Here is an 18,891-nt window from a genome sequence, read left to right as displayed (position 1 = left end):
TTTAAGTATATTAGCGTTAACTTAAATTAGTGGTGAGAATATGGATCTGCAACGAATGGAGCAGAATGCTGGGCAAGCAGTCGTATTACTCAAAGCCATGGCGAACGAAAGGCGTTTATTTATTCTTTGCTACTTGCTAGAAGGGGAAATGTCCGTCGGAATGATGTGTGAGAAGCTCCAATTGAGCCAATCAGCATTATCTCAACACTTAGCATGGCTAAGGCGTGATGGTTTGGTAGAGACGCGAAAAGAGTCACAAACGGTGTACTACCGTTTGAAGAGCGAAGAAGTACGCGCTGTGATTCAATTGTTGCACGATATGTATTGCCATTGAGTTTTTAAATGGCAAATTCCAGACACAAAAAAACCGGCTAAGTGCCGGTTTTTTTTATCGCTGTAAAATCTCGACTCTATTAAAGAGCTTTGATTTTAGCCGCTAGGCGAGCTTTGTGACGTGCAGCTTTGTTTTTATGGATTAGGCCTTTAGTAGCCATACGATCCATAACAGGTTGCATTTCAACGAAAGCAGCAGTTGCAGCTTCTTTGTTGCCTGCTTCAATAGCAACGATAACTTTTTTGAAGAAAGTGCGCATCATAGAACGACGGCTAGCGTTGTGCTGGCGACGTTTTTCTGAAGTTAGTGCACGTTTCTTAGCAGATTTGATATTTGCCAAGGGTGTAACTCCCAAATTCTTTGGTACGGTGACAATTTAAGGCCGAGGACTATGCCAACAAAGCGAAAGATTGTCAAATGATTTGTGTAAATAACCGTCAAGCCCATGAAGTTGGCACTTACGGAATAACACGGTTAATATGGCGGCAGATTTTACCAGCATTTCGCCCCGTAAGTCACCTTTCTGGGCTATCTTTTATGAGGTTTTTTTGTGAGTAAGCGTCTTTTACGCTCAGGACTGATAGTTAGCGCCATGACTTTGGTTTCTCGAGTGCTCGGTTTGGTCCGAGATGTCGTGGTTGCAAACTTGATGGGAGCCGGTGCTGCCGCCGATGTTTTCTTCTTTGCGAATAAGATCCCCAACTTCTTACGTCGTCTGTTTGCTGAAGGTGCTTTTTCTCAAGCGTTTGTTCCGGTATTGACTGAATACCACGCCGCCGGTGATATGGATAAAACCCGTCAGCTGATTGCCAAAGCATCAGGGACCTTGGGTGTACTTGTTTCTATTGTGACCCTCGTAGGGGTTTTAGGGTCTGGCGTTGTAACGGCATTGTTCGGTGCTGGCTGGTTTATTGATTGGTTAAACGATGGCCCTGCGGCGCCTAAGTTTGAATTGGCGAGTTTGCTACTGAAGATTACCTTCCCTTATTTATGGTTCATTACTTTCGTGGCCTTGTCGGGGGCAATCTTAAATACCTTAGGTAAGTTTGCGGTTTCCTCTTTTACCCCTGTTTTCTTGAATGTTGCCATTATTGGTTGTGCATGGTTTTTATCACCACAGTTAGCTCAGCCTGAAATCGGTTTGGCTATCGGTGTATTCCTCGGTGGCTTAATTCAATTCTTATTCCAAATTCCTTTCCTTATAAAAGAAGGGGCATTGGTTCGGCCGCAATGGGGCTGGAATGATCCTGGCGTGAAAAAGATTCGCACCTTGATGATCCCAGCGTTATTCGGTGTTTCAGTGAGTCAAATTAATTTACTGTTTGATACTTTTATTGCCAGCTTCCTGGCTACTGGATCAATCAGTTGGCTGTATTACTCCGACCGCTTATTAGAGTTTCCGCTTGGTCTGTTTGGTATTGCGATTGCCACCGTTATTCTGCCCGCGTTGTCACGAAAGCATGTGGAAAAAACGTCAGGTCAGTTTGCTAGTACGATGGACTGGGGCGTGCGTATGGTGTTGCTACTCGGGATCCCTGCGATGCTAGGACTGATGGTGTTGGCGAAGCCGATGTTGATGGTACTTTTTATGCGTGGTGAGTTTTCTCCGAACGATGTACATCAAGCGTCATTGTCTTTACTCGCATACGCGTCGGGCCTATTAAACTTTATGTTGATTAAAGTGCTGGCACCGGGTTACTACGCTCGTCAAGATACCAAAACACCAGTACGTTTTGGTATTATCGCGATGGTTACTAATATGTTCTTTAATGCCATTTTTGCATATTTTTATGGTTATGTTGGTTTAGCTATGGCGACGGCATTATCGGCACTAGTGAATGCGGCACTGCTTTACCGTGGCCTTCACATGGCAAATGTATACCGTGTGACCAAAACAACCTTATGGTTTGTGGCGCGCTTAGCGGTTGGTGGTGTGGCAATGGTCGCATCGCTATTGTGGTTGATGCCTGCGATGAGCGAGTGGTTAAGCTGGAGCTTAAGCCATCGTGTCATGTGGCTATCGGGATTAATCGCAGTTGGTGCCTCGGTTTACTTGGTAATTGTGATGATTTTAGGCATTCGTCCTCATCATCTTCGCACGGATAGCTGATTGACAGGGCGGAGTAGTATATAATCCGCCAGTTTTTATCATGAATTTTGAAATTTCACTCAGTAAAATAGCAAGCGGTACATGGAATTAATCCGAGGAATACATAATATTAAGCCTCGTCATCACGGTTGCGTGCTGACGATTGGTAATTTTGATGGTGTCCATTTGGGTCATCAGGCGGTATTACGCCAGGTGATTGCCAAGGCGGAGTCTATGTCATTACCCGCTGCGGTGATGTCTTTTGAACCTCAGCCGTTAGAGCTTTTTGCTGGTGACAAAGCGCCAGCTCGGCTAACGCGCTTTCGTGATAAATACCAACAATTGAAAAAAGTAGGCGTTGAGCGTTTGCTTTGCATCAATTTTAATGCCCATTTTGCCAATATGACCCCCCGTGACTTTGTTCGTCGCTTGTTGGTTGAGCAATTGGGTGTTAAGTTTCTGGTAGTTGGTGATGATTTTTGCTTCGGTCAAGGTCGAAGTGGAACATTTGAAATGCTACAAGCGGCTGGCCGTGAGTGGGGTTTTGAAGTGGTAAGTACACAGAGTTTTTGTGTTTCAACACAACGTGTAAGTAGCACTGCAATTCGTCAGGCGTTAGCCAAAGACGAATTAACATCAGCAGCAACCATGCTAGGACGACCTTATAGTGTTTGTGGGCGAGTCTCTCACGGACGAAAACTAGGTCGAACCATTGGCTTTCCAACGGCAAATGTTCCGTTGAAACGACGAGTGTCTCCAGTCTCTGGGGTATATGCAGTCGAAGTCTTTGGCTTAGATGGCGCACCTTATGCGGGTGTTGCCAATGTTGGTCACCGACCAACAGTAAACGGTGTACGCCAACAGTTAGAAGTACACCTATTTGACTTTACTGGTAACTTATACGGTTGTCAGATTGAAGTTGTGTTGCACCATAAGCTACGCAACGAAATAAAATTCGAATCGTTTGATGCGCTGAAAGCACAAATTGAGCGAGATGCCCAAACAGCACGGGTGTGGCTGTCTGAGCGTAATAATGTCCAACTTCGCCCAAGTAACGGAATCCAGAATCAATGAGCGACTATAAAGATACCCTGAATTTACCTGAAACAGGGTTTCCGATGCGAGGCAACCTAGCTCAACGTGAGCCAGCAATGCTTCAGCGTTGGAATGATGAAGATCTTTACGGTGAAATTCGTAAAGCTAAGAAGGGTAAAAAGTCCTTCGTATTACACGATGGCCCTCCCTACGCCAACGGTGATATTCACATTGGTCACGCGCTAAATAAGATTCTTAAAGACATTATTATTAAGTCAAAGACGCTTTCAGGCTTTGACGCACCGTATGTACCAGGTTGGGATTGCCACGGTCTACCAATTGAATTAATGGTAGAGAAAAAGTGGGGTAAGCCGGGTCGTAAATTGACTGCTGCTGAATTCCGCGAAAAATGCCGTGAATATGCTGCTGGTCAGGTTGAAGGTCAGAAAGAAAGCTTCATTCGTCTAGGCGTACTAGGTGAGTGGGCTAAGCCATACCGTACAATGGATTTTGCAACAGAAGCGAACATCATTCGTTCTCTGGGTAAAATTGCAGACAAAAATCACCTACTGAAAGGTTTTAAACCTGTTCACTGGTGTACAGACTGTGGTTCAGCGTTAGCTGAAGCGGAAGTGGAATACCAAGATAAAGTTTCACCATCGATTGATGTGAAATTCAAAGCGGTAGACGAAGCAGCAACACTTGCTAAGTTCTCTTGCGTTGAAGATCATCAAGGCCAAGGTGACGTATCTATCGTTATCTGGACGACAACGCCTTGGACACTACCAGCAAACCGTGCCGTTGCCGTACGTGACGATCTTGAGTATGTATTGGTTCAAGTTGAAGCGGATGCTGAAAACAATCAACAAGCATACCGTCTCATCGTTGCAGCTGAGCTGGCAAAAGATGTGATGGACCGTGCGGGTATCAAGCACTTCCATAACCTTGGTTTCTGTAAAGGTGAAGATTTAGAGCTAGTACGCTTTAACCACCCATTCTACAGCTTTGATGTGCCAGTTATTCTTGGCGATCATGTTACGACTGATTCTGGTACGGGTTGTGTGCATACAGCACCTGGCCACGGTCAAGAAGATTTCGTGGTTGGTAAAAAATACGACCTAGAAATTGCAAACCCTGTTGGCAGCAACGGTGTTTACCTACCTGATACTGAACTATTCGCCGGTCAACACGTATTCAAAGCGAACGATTCAGTACTAGATACACTAAAAGAGCACGGTGCGTTATTACATCACCATGCTTACGAGCACAGCTACCCACATTGCTGGCGCCACAAGACACCTATCATTTTCCGTGCGACGCCGCAGTGGTTCATTTCGATGGACAAAGCTGGCCTTCGTAAGAAAGCGCTAGGTGAAATTAAGAATGTTCAGTGGTTACCTGAGTGGGGTCAAAGCCGCATCGAAGGTATGATCGAAGGTCGCCCTGAGTGGTGTATCTCTCGTCAACGTACTTGGGGCGTGCCAATTGCCTTGTTCGTTCATAAAGAAACACAAGAAATGCACCCTGACTCTCACGATCTAATTGAGAAAGTAGCACAACTTGTTGAGCAAAAAGGCATTCAAGCATGGTGGGATCTTGATCCTGCAGAGCTTATGGGTGAAGAAGACGCTGCGAACTACGAAAAAGTGCTAGATACACTTGACGTATGGTTCGATTCTGGTGTGACACACTCATCAGTTGTTGATAGCCGTGAAGAGTTTAATGGCAACGCTGCTGATCTGTACCTTGAAGGTTCAGACCAACACCGCGGTTGGTTCCAGTCTTCATTGATCACCTCAGTGGCAATGAAAGATACGGCACCGTACAAGCAAGTACTAACACACGGTTTCGTTGTTGATGGCCAAGGCCGTAAAATGTCGAAATCTGTAGGTAACGTGGTTGCACCTAAAGATGTGACGAACAAACTAGGCGCAGATATCCTTCGCCTATGGGTTGCATCAACGGATTACACGGGTGAAGTAGCGGTTTCAGATGAAATCCTAAAACGCTCTGCGGATGCTTACCGTCGTATTCGTAACACAGCACGTTTCTTCCTAGCGAACCTAAGTGGCTTTAACCCAGAAACAGACCTAGTTGCACCAGAAGATATGGTGGCACTGGATCGTTGGGCGGTTGGTCGTGCAATGGCAGCGCAAGAAGAAATCGTTAAAGCATACGACGAGTACAACCTACACGGTGTGACTCAGCGTCTGATGCAGTTCTGTTCTGTTGAAATGGGCTCATTCTACCTAGACGTGATTAAAGACCGTCAGTACACAGCGAAACAAGGTGGCCACGCACAACGTAGCTGTCAGACTGCGCTTTACTACATCGTTGAGGCACTTGTTCGTTGGATGGCACCTATTATGTCGTTCACTGCGGATGAAATCTGGAACGAAATGCCTGGTCAACGTGACAAGTTTGTATTCACAGGTGAGTGGTTCGAAGGTCTATTCGGCCTAGCGGAAGACGATAAACTAAACAACGAATTCTGGGCTGAAATCCAGCAAGTTCGTGGTGCAGTAAACAAACTTCTTGAAGGCGCGCGTAAAGACAAAGTGATCGGTGGTGCACTACAAGCAGAGATCACGCTTCATGCAAATGCAGAACTTGCAGACAAACTGAATACTTTAGAAGACGAACTACGTTTCGTTCTACTAACGTCACAAGCTGCCGTTGTTGTTGCTGATAGCCAGCCTGCTGGCGCACAAGAAACTGATTTTGCTGGTTTATTTGTAACTGTAACTGCATCTGAAGCCGCGAAGTGTGACCGTTGCTGGCACCATGTGGCAGATGTAGGCACTATCGAAGGGCACGAAGAAATTTGTGGTCGTTGTGTTAGCAACATCGATGGTGAAGGCGAAGAGCGTAAGTTTGCCTAATGACAATGACATCGCCTAAACAGACCGAACTGTCATTGAAACAATCAGGAGTGCGCTGGCTTTGGCTAGCGGCTCTGGTTTTCATTGTTGATGTGGGTAGTAAGCTACTTGTCATGAACACCATGGAATATGGCTGGCCAAATCGTATTGAGCTATTGCCATTTTTCAACTTGCTGTACGTGCATAACTACGGTGCTGCATTTAGCTTTTTAAGTGATGCAGGTGGTTGGCAGAGATGGTTTTTTACAGCGATAGCATTAGGTGTTTGTAGCTTACTTGTTTTTTGGATGCGCCGTTCTCCGGCAGAAAATCGACTGGCAAATAGTGCTTATGCACTGATTGTTGGTGGTGCACTCGGTAATTTGTTTGACCGTATGTACCACGGTTTTGTGGTTGATTTTCTGGATTTCTATGTTGGGAATAGCCATTGGCCTGCATTCAATATTGCTGATTCAGCTATATGTATTGGGGCAGCCATGATCATTCTTGAAGGCTTTATTGCTGACAAGAAAGAAAAAGCCAAATAAAAGCCTTTCTACGTAATACCCCTAAGCGCTGTCCGTTGATACGGGCGGCGCTTTGTTGTAAAAGGGGGGTAGAAAATTGTTTATCAGCAATCATCAAAATAATTAATACCAATTCGGAGAAGTGCCGTTTAGGTACACGAAAAGGACCCTACGTATGTCGGTAATCAAGGAAAACAGCGAAGTGCTGATGCACTTTTCGATTAAACTTTCAGATGGCTCAGTAGCAGACTCAACCCAAGCAATGGGAAAGCCAGCTAAATTTAGAATGGGTGATGGTAGCTTAACGGATAATTTTGAAAAATGTCTGTTAGGGTTACAGCAAGGCCAGACCAACAGTTTTGAACTAGCACCAGAAGATGCTTTTGGTCAATCAGATCCAGATAACATCCATCATATAGAATTAAGTAAGTTCGGTGCAGATGTACCGGCTGAAGTGGGCACTATCGTTGCGTTTGCAGGGCCAGATGGCCAAGATATCCCAGGCGTGATCACCCAAATTGTTGGTGACTCGGTAACCGTCGACTTTAATCACCCGCTTGCGGGGCAGCGCGTCACTTTTGATGTGGAAGTCGTGACAATAGAAAACTAAGAGCTGTTAGCAATGAATATCTTACTAGCAAATCCACGTGGCTTTTGTGCCGGTGTTGATCGAGCAATCAGCATTGTTGAGCGCGCGCTTGAAATGTATCAACCACCGATTTATGTTCGCCATGAAGTGGTACATAACCGCTTTGTTGTGGAAGGACTGAAACAGCGTGGTGCCGTTTTTGTTGAAGAACTGCATGAAGTGCCTGATGACAGTATCGTGATTTTTTCAGCGCACGGTGTATCGCAAGCAGTACGAACTGAAGCGAAAGCGCGTCAACTCACGGTGTTTGATGCAACTTGTCCGCTGGTAACGAAAGTACATATGGAAGTTGCACGTGCCAGTCGCCGTAATATGGAAGTGGTGTTGATTGGCCATGCAGGACACCCTGAAGTTGAAGGTACCATGGGTCAGTACGCTAGCGAGACGGGCGGCATGTATTTGGTTGAGAAACCAGAAGATGTCGACAAGATGCAGGTAAAAGACCCAAGCCACTTACATTACGTGAGTCAAACAACCTTATCCGTGGATGAAACGGCGGACGTGATTGAAAAATTGCGAGAGGTGTTTCCTGAGATCCAAGGTCCACGTAAAGATGATATTTGTTACGCGACCCAAAACCGTCAAGATGCCGTACGTGAAATGGCAGAGACTGTCGATATCATGATCGTCGTGGGGTCGAAGAACTCATCGAACTCAAATCGTTTACGTGAACTCGCTGAAAAGCTAGGTACGCCAGGTTATTTGACCGATTGCCCTGAAGACATTAATCCATCGTGGTTTAACGGACAAGCTAAGGTGGGTGTCACCGCGGGTGCTTCGGCACCGGAAGAGTTAGTTAATCAAATCATTGCGCGTATCCAAGAATTGACGCAAGCAACGGTTGAAGAGCTTTCTGGCCGTGAAGAAAATATGTTCTTTGAAGTGCCGCGTGAGCTGCAGGTTAAAAACATTACTGAGTAATCGCATGCTTGCTAGCTAAGTGATTGAATAAAAGAAAGCCCGAGTCATTCATAATATGGCTCGGGCTTTTTGATCGTGATGAGAACAGAAGCTAGTTCTGCTTCGCAATGCCCCCCATGTCGACCTTTTTAACTTTTTCACGTATTGATTGAATCGCAAAGTACAGTACTGGCGTGAGAATCGTTCCGACGACAACCGCTAAAGTCATACCGCCAAATACTGCATTGCCCAAGGCGCGTCGGCTACCTGCACCCGCACCGCTGGCGACAACCAGTGGCATTACGCCCAGTACAAATGAGAAGCCTGTCATTAATACCGCACGGAAACGCATTTTTGCCGCTGTCACAGCGGAATCACGGATTGATAACCCTTCTTCTTCACGCTGCATTTTGGCAAATTCAATGATCAAAATAGCATTCTTACTGGCAAGGCCTATCAGCAATACTAAGCCGATCTGGGTGTAGAGGTTAACGTCACTACCTATGACCCAGACAAACAATAAAGCCCCTAAAATTGCAATTGGCACGGAGAAGATAACCCCAAGTGGTACTGTCCAGCTCTCGTATTGTGCGACTAAGAACAGGTAAGTAAAGACGAGTGCCAGAGAGAAGATCAGTGGTGCTAAGTTACCCGCTTTGATTTCTTGATAGGTCATCCCTGTCCACGAGAAGCTATAGCCTTCGGGTAAACTTGTTGCCGCACGTTCCATCGCGGTCACTGCTTCGCCAGAACTGAACCCAGGAACGGGAATCGCGTTGATGGTCGCTGAATTATAAAGATTGTAACGATCGACAACATCAGGCCCGAGTGAGGGACGGGTACTGACAAGGGTACTGAGCGGCACCATTTGCCCGCCATTACCGCGCACGTAGAAATGTTGAATACCGGCTTCATCGGAACGATACTCAGTTTCTGCCTGCATCATGACACGGAAGTTTTTACCAAACTTGGTGAAGTCATTGACGTACATCCCGCCTAACTGAGTTTGGAGGGTGAAGAAAATTTCGTCCAGAGGCACGCCCAATACCTTGGCTTTTTCACGGTCAATATCAGCGAATATTTGTGGTACTTCTGCGGTGAAGTTACTAAAGGCAAAGGCGATTTCAGGTTGCTCATTGGCTTTGATAATAAAGCCGCGCATGACAGAGGCTAACTCTTGTGCTGACCGTCCTCGGTTATCTTGCAGTACAAACTCGACCCCAGCCACGCTACCGACACCGGGTAGTGGTGGTAGTGCGAAAGCTTGTGCGACCCCTTCTGGCAGTTGGTTATATTTTTGTTGAAGACGGGCAATGATTTGGTTTTGGTGTAACTTGGGATCGCTTCGTTCTTCCCATGAATCCAAACTCACAATCAATAGACCACCATTTGATTTTAATGATCCAGATAAGATACTAAAACCACTGGCGTGTATCACGTTAGCAACGCCTTGCTCGTTACGTGTTATATCGACCAACTCGGCCATCACCTGTTCGGTTCGATTTAAAGAGGAACCGTCGGGTAGCGACACATCGACCATGAAAGATTTTTTATCTTCATCTGGAATAAAGCCACTTGGCAGTACTTTAGCGAGCAATCCAGTACCTGCGAGCATGACAACAAACAAGACACTGACAATAATTACACGCCGGATCATGGTCGCGACGACCTTGGTATAGCGTTCAGTTATCTTGTTAAAAATACGGTTGAAAGCGGCATGGAAGCCTTTTTCATGTTTCTTAGGTGGCTTAAGTAAAGAGGCACACAGTGCGGGAGAAAGGGTGAGGGCATTAATCGATGAAATCAGTACCGAGATACAGATAGTGATCGAGAACTGAGCATACATTTGCCCCGTTATGCCGGGCATTACCGCAGTCGGGGCAAATACCGCCAATAGAACCAAGGTGGTAGCAATAATTGGCCCAGTGACTTCTTCCATGGCTTTTAGGGTGGCATCGCGAGGGCTTAATCCTTCGTCTTCCATCAAACGCGTGACGTTTTCGATCACCACGATGGCATCATCAACCACGATCCCGATAGCCAGAATCAATGCGAACAGCGATACGGTATTGATAGTCATACCGAAAATCAGCAAGAACACAAAAGTACCCACTAACGAAACGGGTATCGCAATTGCTGGTATCAAGGTTGAACGGAAATCTTGCAAGAAAATGAAGACGACGAGAACAACAAGAACCACAGAGATAAAGAGGGTCTGTACCACTTCATTGATCGACGTTTCAACAAATTCTGTGGTGTCGTAAAGTACCTTTTGCTCGAGATCTTCAGGGAAACTGGATTCGAGCCTCTCCATAGTGTCACGAACACCTTGCGCGACTTCAAGTGCGTTAGCATCAGGTGACTGATAGATGGTGATGATGGCTGAGGGTTGACCGTTTAGTTTACCTTGAGCATCGTAGGTTTGTGAGCCTAGCTCAACCCGAGCAACATCTTTTACCCGTAATTTACGACCATCTTGAGTTGCTCTAATAATGATGTTTTTAAACTCAGCGGCATCAACTAATCGACCTTGAGTTTGTAGCGTGTATTGGAATTGTTGATCGGGTGGCGTTGGTGAGGCCCCAATACGCCCAGCAGCAACTTGGATGTTTTGCTCTTTGATAGCCGCCAGTACATCTTGTGGGGTAACGCCTAGCGGCGCCATTTTGTCGGGATCAAGCCAGATACGCATTGCGTAATCTAGCGAACCTATGATGTTAACTTTACTGACACCAGGAACACGCGCTAACTCATCTTTTAGGTTCAAACTAGCGTAGTTGGTAATATACAGCGCATCGTAAGTGTCTTTTGGTGAAAACAGGTTTACGACCATCAAAATGCTGGAAGATTGCTTTTCTACTGCGATACCTTCGCGCTTAACCTCTTCGGGTAAGCGTGATGTGGCTTTTTGGACCCTGTTTTGCACTTGGACTTGGGCGTCATCGGCATTGGTCCCAACAGCAAAAGTGACCGTCAGGTTATAACTACCGTCATTCGATGATTTCGAAGACATGTAAATCATGTTTTCGACCCCGTTGACCTCACTTTCGACGACCTGAGCAACGGTGGCTTTAACGACTTCTGCGTTTGCGCCAGGGTAGCTGGTGCTGACACTGATACTGGGTGGTGCGACTTCTGGAAATTCTGCTACAGGCAAAACAGGAATGGCAAGCAAGCCGCAAAGTGTCAATACAATAGCAATGACAAATGCGAACTTGGGCCGATAAACAAAAAAGCGACTGATCATGGGTGATCTCCTTTACTGCTGATCGGCAAATGGTTTGATTTGCTGTACTTGCGGTTTTACTTCAGCTCCTACACGAACACGCTGTAACCCTTGAATGATCACACGTTCATTAGGCATTAGACCTGCATCGATAATCCAATAAATGCCTTGGCGCGTATGCACTTCTAAATCTCGACGCTCAACAATATTCTCGTTGTTCACCACCATAGCAAAGCGGCCTTTTTGGTCTTCCTGTACGGCAACCTGAGGAACTAATAGTGCTTCAATCGGATCGGATGAAGCGATGATGATATTGCCGAATTGACCAGGCTGAAGAACGTGGTCGGGGTTAGGGAAGCTGGCTCTGATTTGTACCGTCCCTGTTGTTGGATCAATACGGTTATCAATAAAATCTATTTTGCCTTGCTGGTCATACATACTTTTATTGGAGAGCTCTAAATTGAGAGAGAGCTCATTTAATGCCGGTACTTGGCCTGATTTTCTAAGTTCGTAAGCATCGAGGATTTGGGTTTCGCTGGCATTAAAAATAACGTGCATCGGCTCTTGTTGCACCAGTGTAGTAAGCACACCTGTTGATGGATTAATTAAATCGCCAATCGAGACATTGGATGCACCAATACGACCATCAATCGGCGCGAGAATTTGGGTGTAGCCCTGATTCAATTTCGCGGCATCAAGCGCTGCTTCTGCTTGAGCAACAGAGGCTTCTGCTGTGATTTTTGCCGTGGTTATTTCATCAAAATCAACCGCACTAATACTGCCTTTCGGAAGTAGTCTTTTACCGCGTTTGTAGTTGATCAGTGAGACTTCATATTTAGCGCTAGCTTGTTTAAGTGCCGCTTCCTTTTGGCGAACTTCGGCTGCAAAAGGTTTGGGGTCTAATTCAAACAGTAAAGTGCCTTTCTTAACATAATCCCCTTCATGAAATGGACGTGCCATTAGGTAGCCTTCGACACGTGCCTGTAAGGAAACATCTTCCACTGCTTCAATACGGCCACTAAATTGAGTTGAAGGGTTAATTTGTTGCTTGGTGATGGTTTCGACAATAACGGAAGGAGGCGGTGGAGCGACTTGTTGTTGTGCTGCTTCTTCACATCCACTGAGTAAGCCGATGGATAGCAAAATAGCGGCGCATGCTGTGCTGCGCTTTAAAATCCATTTCATGATTTAACATCCTGTTTTTTCAAATATAACATTAGTTGATTATGCGCACATTCTAATTAACAGTAAATAAATTGCTCCTAATAACGAGAGTTGCTGTAACTTTTTTGTCAGGGTAGAGTGGATTGCAATGATTTTAGGTTAATGAATGGAGTAAGCATGGTACGTATCGCGATAGCTGGCGCAGCCGGTCGGATGGGGCGCAATTTAATTAAAGCCGTTGAAGCATCAGAGTTTGCAACATTAGGGGCAACCAGTGAACGCCCTGAATCAAGCATGATTGGTGTTGATGCAGGTGAGCTAGCTGGCATTGGTAAATGTGGTGTCGCTGTTGTTGATGATCTTGCTAATGTCGTTGATGATTTTGATGTCGTGATTGATTTCACTGCCCCGACACCGACATTGGCGAATCTCGCGTTATGTCAGAAACATGCTAAACGCATTGTTATTGGGACGACCGGCTTTAGCGAAGAGGAACGTCAACGTATTGATGACGCTGCGAAATCGTTAGGCGTTGTAATGGCACCTAACTACAGTGTCGGCGTGAACCTTGTTTTTAAATTGCTCGAAAAAGCGGCCAAAGTGATGGGTGACTACTGTGATATTGAAGTGATTGAAGCACATCACCGTCATAAAGTAGATGCACCATCGGGTACTGCGATTGGTATGGGTGAAGCGATTGCTGGCGCGATGGGCAATAAACTCAGTGATGTTGCCGTGTATGCGCGTGAAGGGATCACGGGTGAACGTAGCCGCGATGAAATTGGTTTTGCCACTATTCGTGCGGGCGATATTGTTGGCGAACACACAGCTATGTTTGCCGATATTGGTGAACGTGTAGAGATTACACATAAAGCAACAGATCGTATGACTTTTGCCAATGGTGCGGTTCGTGCGGCGTCATGGTTAGCGCAGCAGCCTGCTGGATTTTATACTATGCAGGATGTACTTGGGCTAGATGAGCTTTAAATTATCATAAATCCAGTTTATGCATCAACGTTTCGCTGGTGCATAAATCCCCACCAATGCACACCCTGGTTTTCAATTCTTATTATCTACTTCTTATCTTTGTTAAATCACCCTCTTTGTGTTAATTAAATCTCGTTTTATTGTGTTTTAGCCTTTAAGTGCCCAAAATGCTATCTATTCCCTGTGTTTATAATCGTTTGCTTATCTCTTTAGCTTCATTAATCTCTGGTTACATTTTGGCAAACGATAAAATGAGATCGGCCACAACTTTCATGTGACAAATAACCGACTTATCATTGTGTTTTAGTTGTTTCGCTCATTTTTGTGTCTTAAATTGATATATTTAGTAGTTATTTTAAGGCTGTTATTGACAGAAAAATAAGCGCTCTATAGACTACGCGGAATTTGTCAAAAATCGGCTTTCGGCAATTCTTGGCAATGTATTGAATGGGTAGTTGCAAATTTATCTGTTTTAATTGCATTTTTATATTTTTTGGAGGTTGTCTTGAGCAAATCTGCGCTGTTAGTCCTTGAAGATGGGACAGTGTTCCGCGGCGTGTCCATTGGGGCAGATGGTTCGGCCGTTGGTGAAGTCGTTTTCAATACCTCGATGACGGGGTATCAAGAAATTCTCACTGACCCTTCTTATTCACAACAGATAGTTACTCTTACTTACCCTCATATTGGCAACACCGGAATCAATTCCGAAGACGAAGAATCCACCGCAATCCATGCGCAAGGCTTGATAATTCGTGACCTCCCTCTTATTGCTTCAAACTTCCGCAGTGAACAAACCCTTTCTGATTACTTAAAATCACAAAACATTGTTGGTATCGCAGATATTGATACCCGTAAGCTGACGCGTATTCTGCGTGAAAAAGGCGCGCAAAATGGTTGTGTGATTGCAGGTACTAACCTTGATGAAGCATTAGCACTGGTAAAAGCGAAAGAGTTCCCTGGTCTGAAAGGCATGGATTTGGCAAAAGAAGTCACAACGTCTGAAGCATACTCGTGGAAACAAGGTTCTTGGACGTTGCTAGGCGGTTTACCTGAAGCGAAAGACGACAATGAATTGCCATACCACGTAGTTGCTTACGACTTCGGCGCAAAACGTAACATCTTACGCATGCTTGTTGACCGCGGTTGTCGCTTAACCGTTGTTCCTGCACAAACTTCGGCAGAAGATGTGTTGGCCCTGAACCCAGATGGTGTGTTCTTATCTAACGGCCCTGGTGACCCAGAGCCATGTACTTACGCAATTGAAGCAACCAAGACTTTCCTTGAAAAAGGCCTACCAATATTTGGTATTTGTCTTGGTCACCAAATTCTTGCTCTGGCAAGTGGCGCACAAACAGTGAAAATGAAATTTGGTCATCACGGTGCAAACCACCCAGTGAAAGACCTAGACCGTGATGTGGTAATGATTACTGCTCAGAACCACGGTTTTGCAGTGGATGAGGCAAGTTTGCCTGAGCATCTACGAGCAACACATAAATCATTGTTTGATGGCTCACTACAAGGTATCCATCGTACAGACAAGCCAGCATTCAGCTTCCAAGGTCACCCTGAAGCAAGCCCTGGCCCACACGATGCAGCACCCTTGTTTGACCACTTTATCGAATTGCTAAAAAAGCACAGCGCCTAAGTCCGGAGTAGTAAAAGATGCCAAAACGTAATGATATTAAAAGTATTCTGATTCTAGGCGCTGGTCCGATTGTTATCGGTCAGGCGTGTGAATTCGACTACTCAGGTGCACAAGCATGTAAAGCACTTCGTGAAGAAGGCTACCGTGTAATCCTAGTTAACTCGAACCCAGCAACAATCATGACTGACCCAGACATGGCTGATGCGACCTACATCGAACCTATTCACTGGGAAGTGGTTCGCAAGATTATTGAAAAAGAACGTCCAGATGCAGTGCTACCAACGATGGGTGGTCAAACCGCTCTGAACTGTGCGCTTGATTTGGAAAAACACGGCGTACTGGCTGAGTTTGGCGTAGAGATGATTGGTGCAACGGCTGATGCGATTGATAAAGCAGAAGACCGTTCTCGTTTCGATAAAGCAATGAAGTCTATCGGTCTTGAGTGTCCAAACGCAGATACTGCGAAAACAATGGAAGAAGCTTACAAAGTTTTAGACATGGTTGGCTTCCCTTGTATCATTCGTCCTTCGTTCACCATGGGTGGTACGGGCGGTGGTATCGCTTATAACAAAGAAGAATTTGACGAAATCTGTCGCCGTGGTTTGGACTTGTCGCCAACTAACGAATTACTAATCGATGAGTCACTGATCGGTTGGAAAGAATACGAGATGGAAGTGGTTCGTGATAAAAACGACAACTGTATCATCGTATGTGCGATTGAAAACTTCGATGCGATGGGTATCCATACAGGTGACTCCATCACTGTTGCGCCAGCACAAACGCTGACCGACAAAGAATACCAGTTGATGCGTAATGCATCGCTAGCAGTACTACGTGAAATCGGTGTTGAAACGGGCGGTTCAAACGTACAGTTTGGTATCAATCCTAAAGATGGCCGTATGGTTATCATCGAGATGAACCCTCGTGTTTCTCGCTCTTCTGCACTAGCGTCGAAAGCAACTGGTTTCCCAATCGCTAAGATTGCAGCGAAACTGGCGGTTGGCTTTACGTTAGACGAGCTAATGAATGACATTACTGGCGGTGCAACGCCAGCATCATTTGAACCAACAATCGATTACGTAGTAACGAAGATCCCTCGCTTTAACTTCGAGAAATTTGCAGGCGCAAATGACCGTTTAACGACGCAAATGAAGTCAGTTGGTGAAGTGATGGCTATCGGCCGTAACCAACAAGAATCGCTACAGAAAGCACTTCGCGGCCTAGAAGTTGGCGCAATGGGCTTTGATGAAATGGTTGACCTAGATGCGCCAGACGCTCTGACAACAATTCGTCACGAACTAAAAGATGCTGGTGCTGAGCGTATTTGGTACATCGCAGATGCGTTCCGTGCTGGTATGTCTGTTGATGGTGTCTTCAACCTAACTAACGTTGACCGTTGGTTCTTAGTGCAAATCGAAGACCTAGTTAAAGCCGAACAAGCTGTTAAAGATGGTGGTTTTGCAGGCTTGAACGAAACGGTACTTCGCCAGCTAAAACGTAAAGGTTTTGCTGATGCGCGTCTTGCTAAGCTGCTAGGTGTTGCGGAAAGCGAAATTCGCCGTTTACGTGACCAGTATGATATTCACCCTGTTTACAAGCGCGTTGATACCTGTGCGGCGGAATTCTCGTCTGACACGGCTTACATGTACTCATCGTACGATGACGAATGTGAAGCCAACCCGACAGATAAAGATAAAATCATGATCCTAGGTGGCGGTCCAAACCGTATCGGCCAAGGTATTGAATTTGATTACTGTTGTGTACACGCATCACTTGCGCTTCGCGAAGACGGTTATGAAACCATCATGGTTAACTGTAACCCTGAGACAGTATCGACGGATTACGATACGTCTGACCGCCTATACTTCGAGCCAGTGACGCTGGAAGATGTATTAGCTATCGCACGTGTTGAAAAACCAAAAGGTGTTATCGTTCAATACGGTGGTCAAACACCACTTAAGCTAGCACGCGCACTTGAAGCGGCTGGAGTGCCAATTATTGGTACGAGTCCTGATGCTATCGACCGTGCGGAAGACCGTGAGCGTTTCCAAGCTGCTGTTGACCGTCTTGGCCTTCTACAGCCAGAGAATGCGACAGTGACAGCAATGGAGCAAGCGATTGAAAAGTCGAAAGACATCGGCTTCCCATTAGTTGTTCGTCCTTCTTATGTTCTTGGTGGTCGTGCGATGGAAATCGTATACGATGAGCAAGACTTACGCCGTTATTTCAATGAAGCCGTTAGCGTATCAAATGAATCTCCAGTTCTGCTTGACCGCTTTCTAGATGACGCTGTTGAAGTAGATGTAGATGCGATTTGTGATGGTGAGCGCGTTGTTATCGGCGGCATCATGGAGCACATTGAACAAGCGGGTGTTCACTCGGGTGACTCAGCATGTTCTCTGCCAGCTTATACGCTAAGCCAAGAAATCCAAGATGTAATGCGTCAACAAGTTGAAAAACTAGCATTTGAACTAGGTGTTCGTGGCTTAATGAATACCCAGTTTGCGGTTAAGGATAACGAAGTTTACCTTATCGAAGTAAACCCACGCGCAGCACGTACCGTACCATTTGTATCTAAAGCAACAGGTGCACCACTAGCGAAAATTGCAGCACGTGTAATGGCTGGTCAGTCTCTTGAGTCTCAAGGCTTTACCAAAGAGATTATTCCACCGTACTACTCGGTAAAAGAAGTGGTACTACCGTTCAACAAGTTCCCAGGTGTTGACCCACTGTTAGGCCCAGAGATGCGCTCAACTGGTGAGGTGATGGGGGTGGGTGATACGTTTGCAGAAGCGTTTGCTAAAGCTGAACTTGGCTGTAGCAAAGAGAAGCAAGCAAGTGGTCGCGCATTATTATCAGTTCGTGAGAATGATAAGAAACGTGTTGTTGACCTAGCTTCTAAGCTAATCAAGCAAGGTTACGAACTTGATGCAACTCATGGTACTGCGGTGATTTTGGGTGAGGCGGGTATTAACCCTCGCCTAGTGAATAAGGTACACGAAGGTCGTCCACATATTCTTGACCGTATCAAGAACAATGAATACACCTACATCGTGAACACTGCTGAAGGTCGTCAAGCGATTGAAGATTCGAAAGTTCTTCGCCGTGGCGCATTGGCTGAGAAGGTGAACTACACCACGACGCTAAATGCAGCATTTGCAACATGTATGGCTTGGGCTGCAGATGACCGAAATAAGGTTACCTCTGTTCAAGAATTACATGCGCGTATCAAGAACGCGTAATTATGCTAGCGCATTAGCGTGAACATATAAAAAAACAGGCCCGCCTACACTGGCGGGCTTTTTTGATCTGCATAGATAATATTAGGAGTCGAGGCTTTATTCTACTTAGCAGTGGCGCGGCAGGTTTAAGAAATATTTTGTGGCAAATTATTAACTTAAATACCTTGCACGCATGAGTGAATTCCGTAAAATTACCGCGTCGCACTAATGCGGCATCTTTGGAGACTTTAAT

13 protein-coding genes are annotated in these 18,891 nt (G+C 45.6%); 10 read left to right on the top strand and 3 right to left on the bottom strand.

The window, feature by feature from the left end; all coding sequences use genetic code 11:
* The first annotated feature begins 40 nt into the window (after positions 1-40).
* Positions 41-334 carry an ArsR/SmtB family transcription factor gene (locus ASV53_RS00790; protein WP_062691278.1) on the top strand — a complete coding sequence of 98 codons (294 nt, stop codon included), beginning with the start codon at positions 41-43 and terminating at the stop codon, positions 332-334.
* Positions 335-413: 79 nt separating this feature from the next.
* Here ASV53_RS00790 and rpsT read toward each other — a convergent pair whose 3' ends face one another.
* Entirely contained in the window at positions 414-674 is a 261-nt protein-coding gene (gene rpsT / locus ASV53_RS00785; RefSeq protein WP_062691279.1) for a 30S ribosomal protein S20, read from the bottom strand.
* A 210-nt stretch (positions 675-884) separates the two neighbouring features.
* Between rpsT and murJ the strand changes: the two genes are divergently transcribed.
* The 6 genes from murJ (at position 885) to ispH (ending at position 8,416) form a co-directional block, all read left to right on the top strand.
* A complete protein-coding gene (gene murJ / locus ASV53_RS00780; protein WP_062691280.1) occupies positions 885-2,444 on the top strand; it encodes a murein biosynthesis integral membrane protein MurJ in 1,560 nt (519 codons plus the stop codon).
* A gap of 81 nt (positions 2,445-2,525) precedes the next feature.
* Positions 2,526-3,497, top strand: coding sequence for a bifunctional riboflavin kinase/FAD synthetase (ribF, locus tag ASV53_RS00775; protein ID WP_094955737.1), 972 nt, complete (start codon positions 2,526-2,528; stop codon positions 3,495-3,497).
* Positions 3,494-6,340: an isoleucine--tRNA ligase gene (gene ileS, locus ASV53_RS00770; RefSeq protein ID WP_094955736.1), complete on the top strand. Its 2,847-nt coding sequence runs from the start codon at positions 3,494-3,496 to the stop codon at positions 6,338-6,340. Before ribF ends, ileS begins: the two co-directional genes overlap by 4 nt.
* A complete protein-coding gene (gene lspA, locus ASV53_RS00765) occupies positions 6,340-6,867 on the top strand; it encodes a signal peptidase II (protein ID WP_094955735.1) in 528 nt (175 codons plus the stop codon). The genes ileS and lspA overlap by 1 nt, the downstream gene beginning before the upstream one ends.
* A gap of 154 nt (positions 6,868-7,021) precedes the next feature.
* Entirely contained in the window at positions 7,022-7,456 is a 435-nt protein-coding gene (fkpB, locus tag ASV53_RS00760) for an FKBP-type peptidyl-prolyl cis-trans isomerase (protein WP_062691282.1), read from the top strand.
* Positions 7,457-7,468: 12 nt separating this feature from the next.
* Positions 7,469-8,416 carry a 4-hydroxy-3-methylbut-2-enyl diphosphate reductase gene (gene ispH / locus ASV53_RS00755; RefSeq protein ID WP_094955734.1) on the top strand — a complete coding sequence of 316 codons (948 nt, stop codon included), beginning with the start codon at positions 7,469-7,471 and terminating at the stop codon, positions 8,414-8,416.
* A 91-nt stretch (positions 8,417-8,507) separates the two neighbouring features.
* Here ispH and ASV53_RS00750 read toward each other — a convergent pair whose 3' ends face one another.
* A complete protein-coding gene (locus ASV53_RS00750) occupies positions 8,508-11,642 on the bottom strand; it encodes an efflux RND transporter permease subunit (RefSeq protein WP_094955733.1) in 3,135 nt (1,044 codons plus the stop codon).
* Between the two features lie 12 nt (positions 11,643-11,654).
* The gene (locus tag ASV53_RS00745; RefSeq protein ID WP_094955732.1) at positions 11,655-12,806 is read right to left on the bottom strand and encodes an efflux RND transporter periplasmic adaptor subunit; all 1,152 of its coding nucleotides are present in this window, start codon (positions 12,804-12,806) and stop codon (positions 11,655-11,657) included.
* Positions 12,807-12,962: 156 nt separating this feature from the next.
* Between ASV53_RS00745 and dapB the strand changes: the two genes are divergently transcribed.
* The 3 genes from dapB to carB all read left to right on the top strand — a co-directional run bounded on the left by dapB (position 12,963) and on the right by carB (position 18,659).
* Positions 12,963-13,772 carry a 4-hydroxy-tetrahydrodipicolinate reductase gene (dapB, locus tag ASV53_RS00740; RefSeq protein WP_094955731.1) on the top strand — a complete coding sequence of 270 codons (810 nt, stop codon included), beginning with the start codon at positions 12,963-12,965 and terminating at the stop codon, positions 13,770-13,772.
* A gap of 505 nt (positions 13,773-14,277) precedes the next feature.
* Positions 14,278-15,417, top strand: coding sequence for a glutamine-hydrolyzing carbamoyl-phosphate synthase small subunit (gene carA, locus ASV53_RS00735; protein ID WP_094955730.1), 1,140 nt, complete (start codon positions 14,278-14,280; stop codon positions 15,415-15,417).
* Between the two features lie 17 nt (positions 15,418-15,434).
* A complete protein-coding gene (gene carB / locus ASV53_RS00730) occupies positions 15,435-18,659 on the top strand; it encodes a carbamoyl-phosphate synthase large subunit (RefSeq protein WP_094955729.1) in 3,225 nt (1,074 codons plus the stop codon).
* The last annotated feature ends 232 nt before the right edge of the window (positions 18,660-18,891 follow it).

It is taken from the genome of Photobacterium sanguinicancri, from assembly GCF_002265265.1.
GTDB lineage: Bacteria > Pseudomonadota > Gammaproteobacteria > Enterobacterales > Vibrionaceae > Photobacterium > Photobacterium sanguinicancri.
Note: the sequence above shows the minus strand (reverse complement) of the source record. Positions and strands in the feature narration are given on the sequence as shown.

What these genes read in the sequence shown, in the direction of transcription:
- dapB (WP_094955731.1), top strand. Translation starts at nt 12,963, where the DNA reads ATGGTACGTATCGCGATAGCTGGCGCAGCCGGTCGGATGGGGCGCAAT.
- ribF (WP_094955737.1), top strand. Translation starts at nt 2,526, where the DNA reads ATGGAATTAATCCGAGGAATACATAATATTAAGCCTCGTCATCACGGT.
- ASV53_RS00790 (WP_062691278.1), top strand. Translation starts at nt 41, where the DNA reads ATGGATCTGCAACGAATGGAGCAGAATGCTGGGCAAGCAGTCGTATTA.
- ileS (WP_094955736.1), top strand. Translation starts at nt 3,494, where the DNA reads ATGAGCGACTATAAAGATACCCTGAATTTACCTGAAACAGGGTTTCCG.
- ASV53_RS00745 (WP_094955732.1), bottom strand. Translation starts at nt 12,806, where the DNA reads ATGAAATGGATTTTAAAGCGCAGCACAGCATGCGCCGCTATTTTGCTA.
- fkpB (WP_062691282.1), top strand. Translation starts at nt 7,022, where the DNA reads ATGTCGGTAATCAAGGAAAACAGCGAAGTGCTGATGCACTTTTCGATT.
- ASV53_RS00750 (WP_094955733.1), bottom strand. Translation starts at nt 11,642, where the DNA reads ATGATCAGTCGCTTTTTTGTTTATCGGCCCAAGTTCGCATTTGTCATT.
- ispH (WP_094955734.1), top strand. Translation starts at nt 7,469, where the DNA reads ATGAATATCTTACTAGCAAATCCACGTGGCTTTTGTGCCGGTGTTGAT.
- carB (WP_094955729.1), top strand. Translation starts at nt 15,435, where the DNA reads ATGCCAAAACGTAATGATATTAAAAGTATTCTGATTCTAGGCGCTGGT.
- lspA (WP_094955735.1), top strand. Translation starts at nt 6,340, where the DNA reads ATGACAATGACATCGCCTAAACAGACCGAACTGTCATTGAAACAATCA.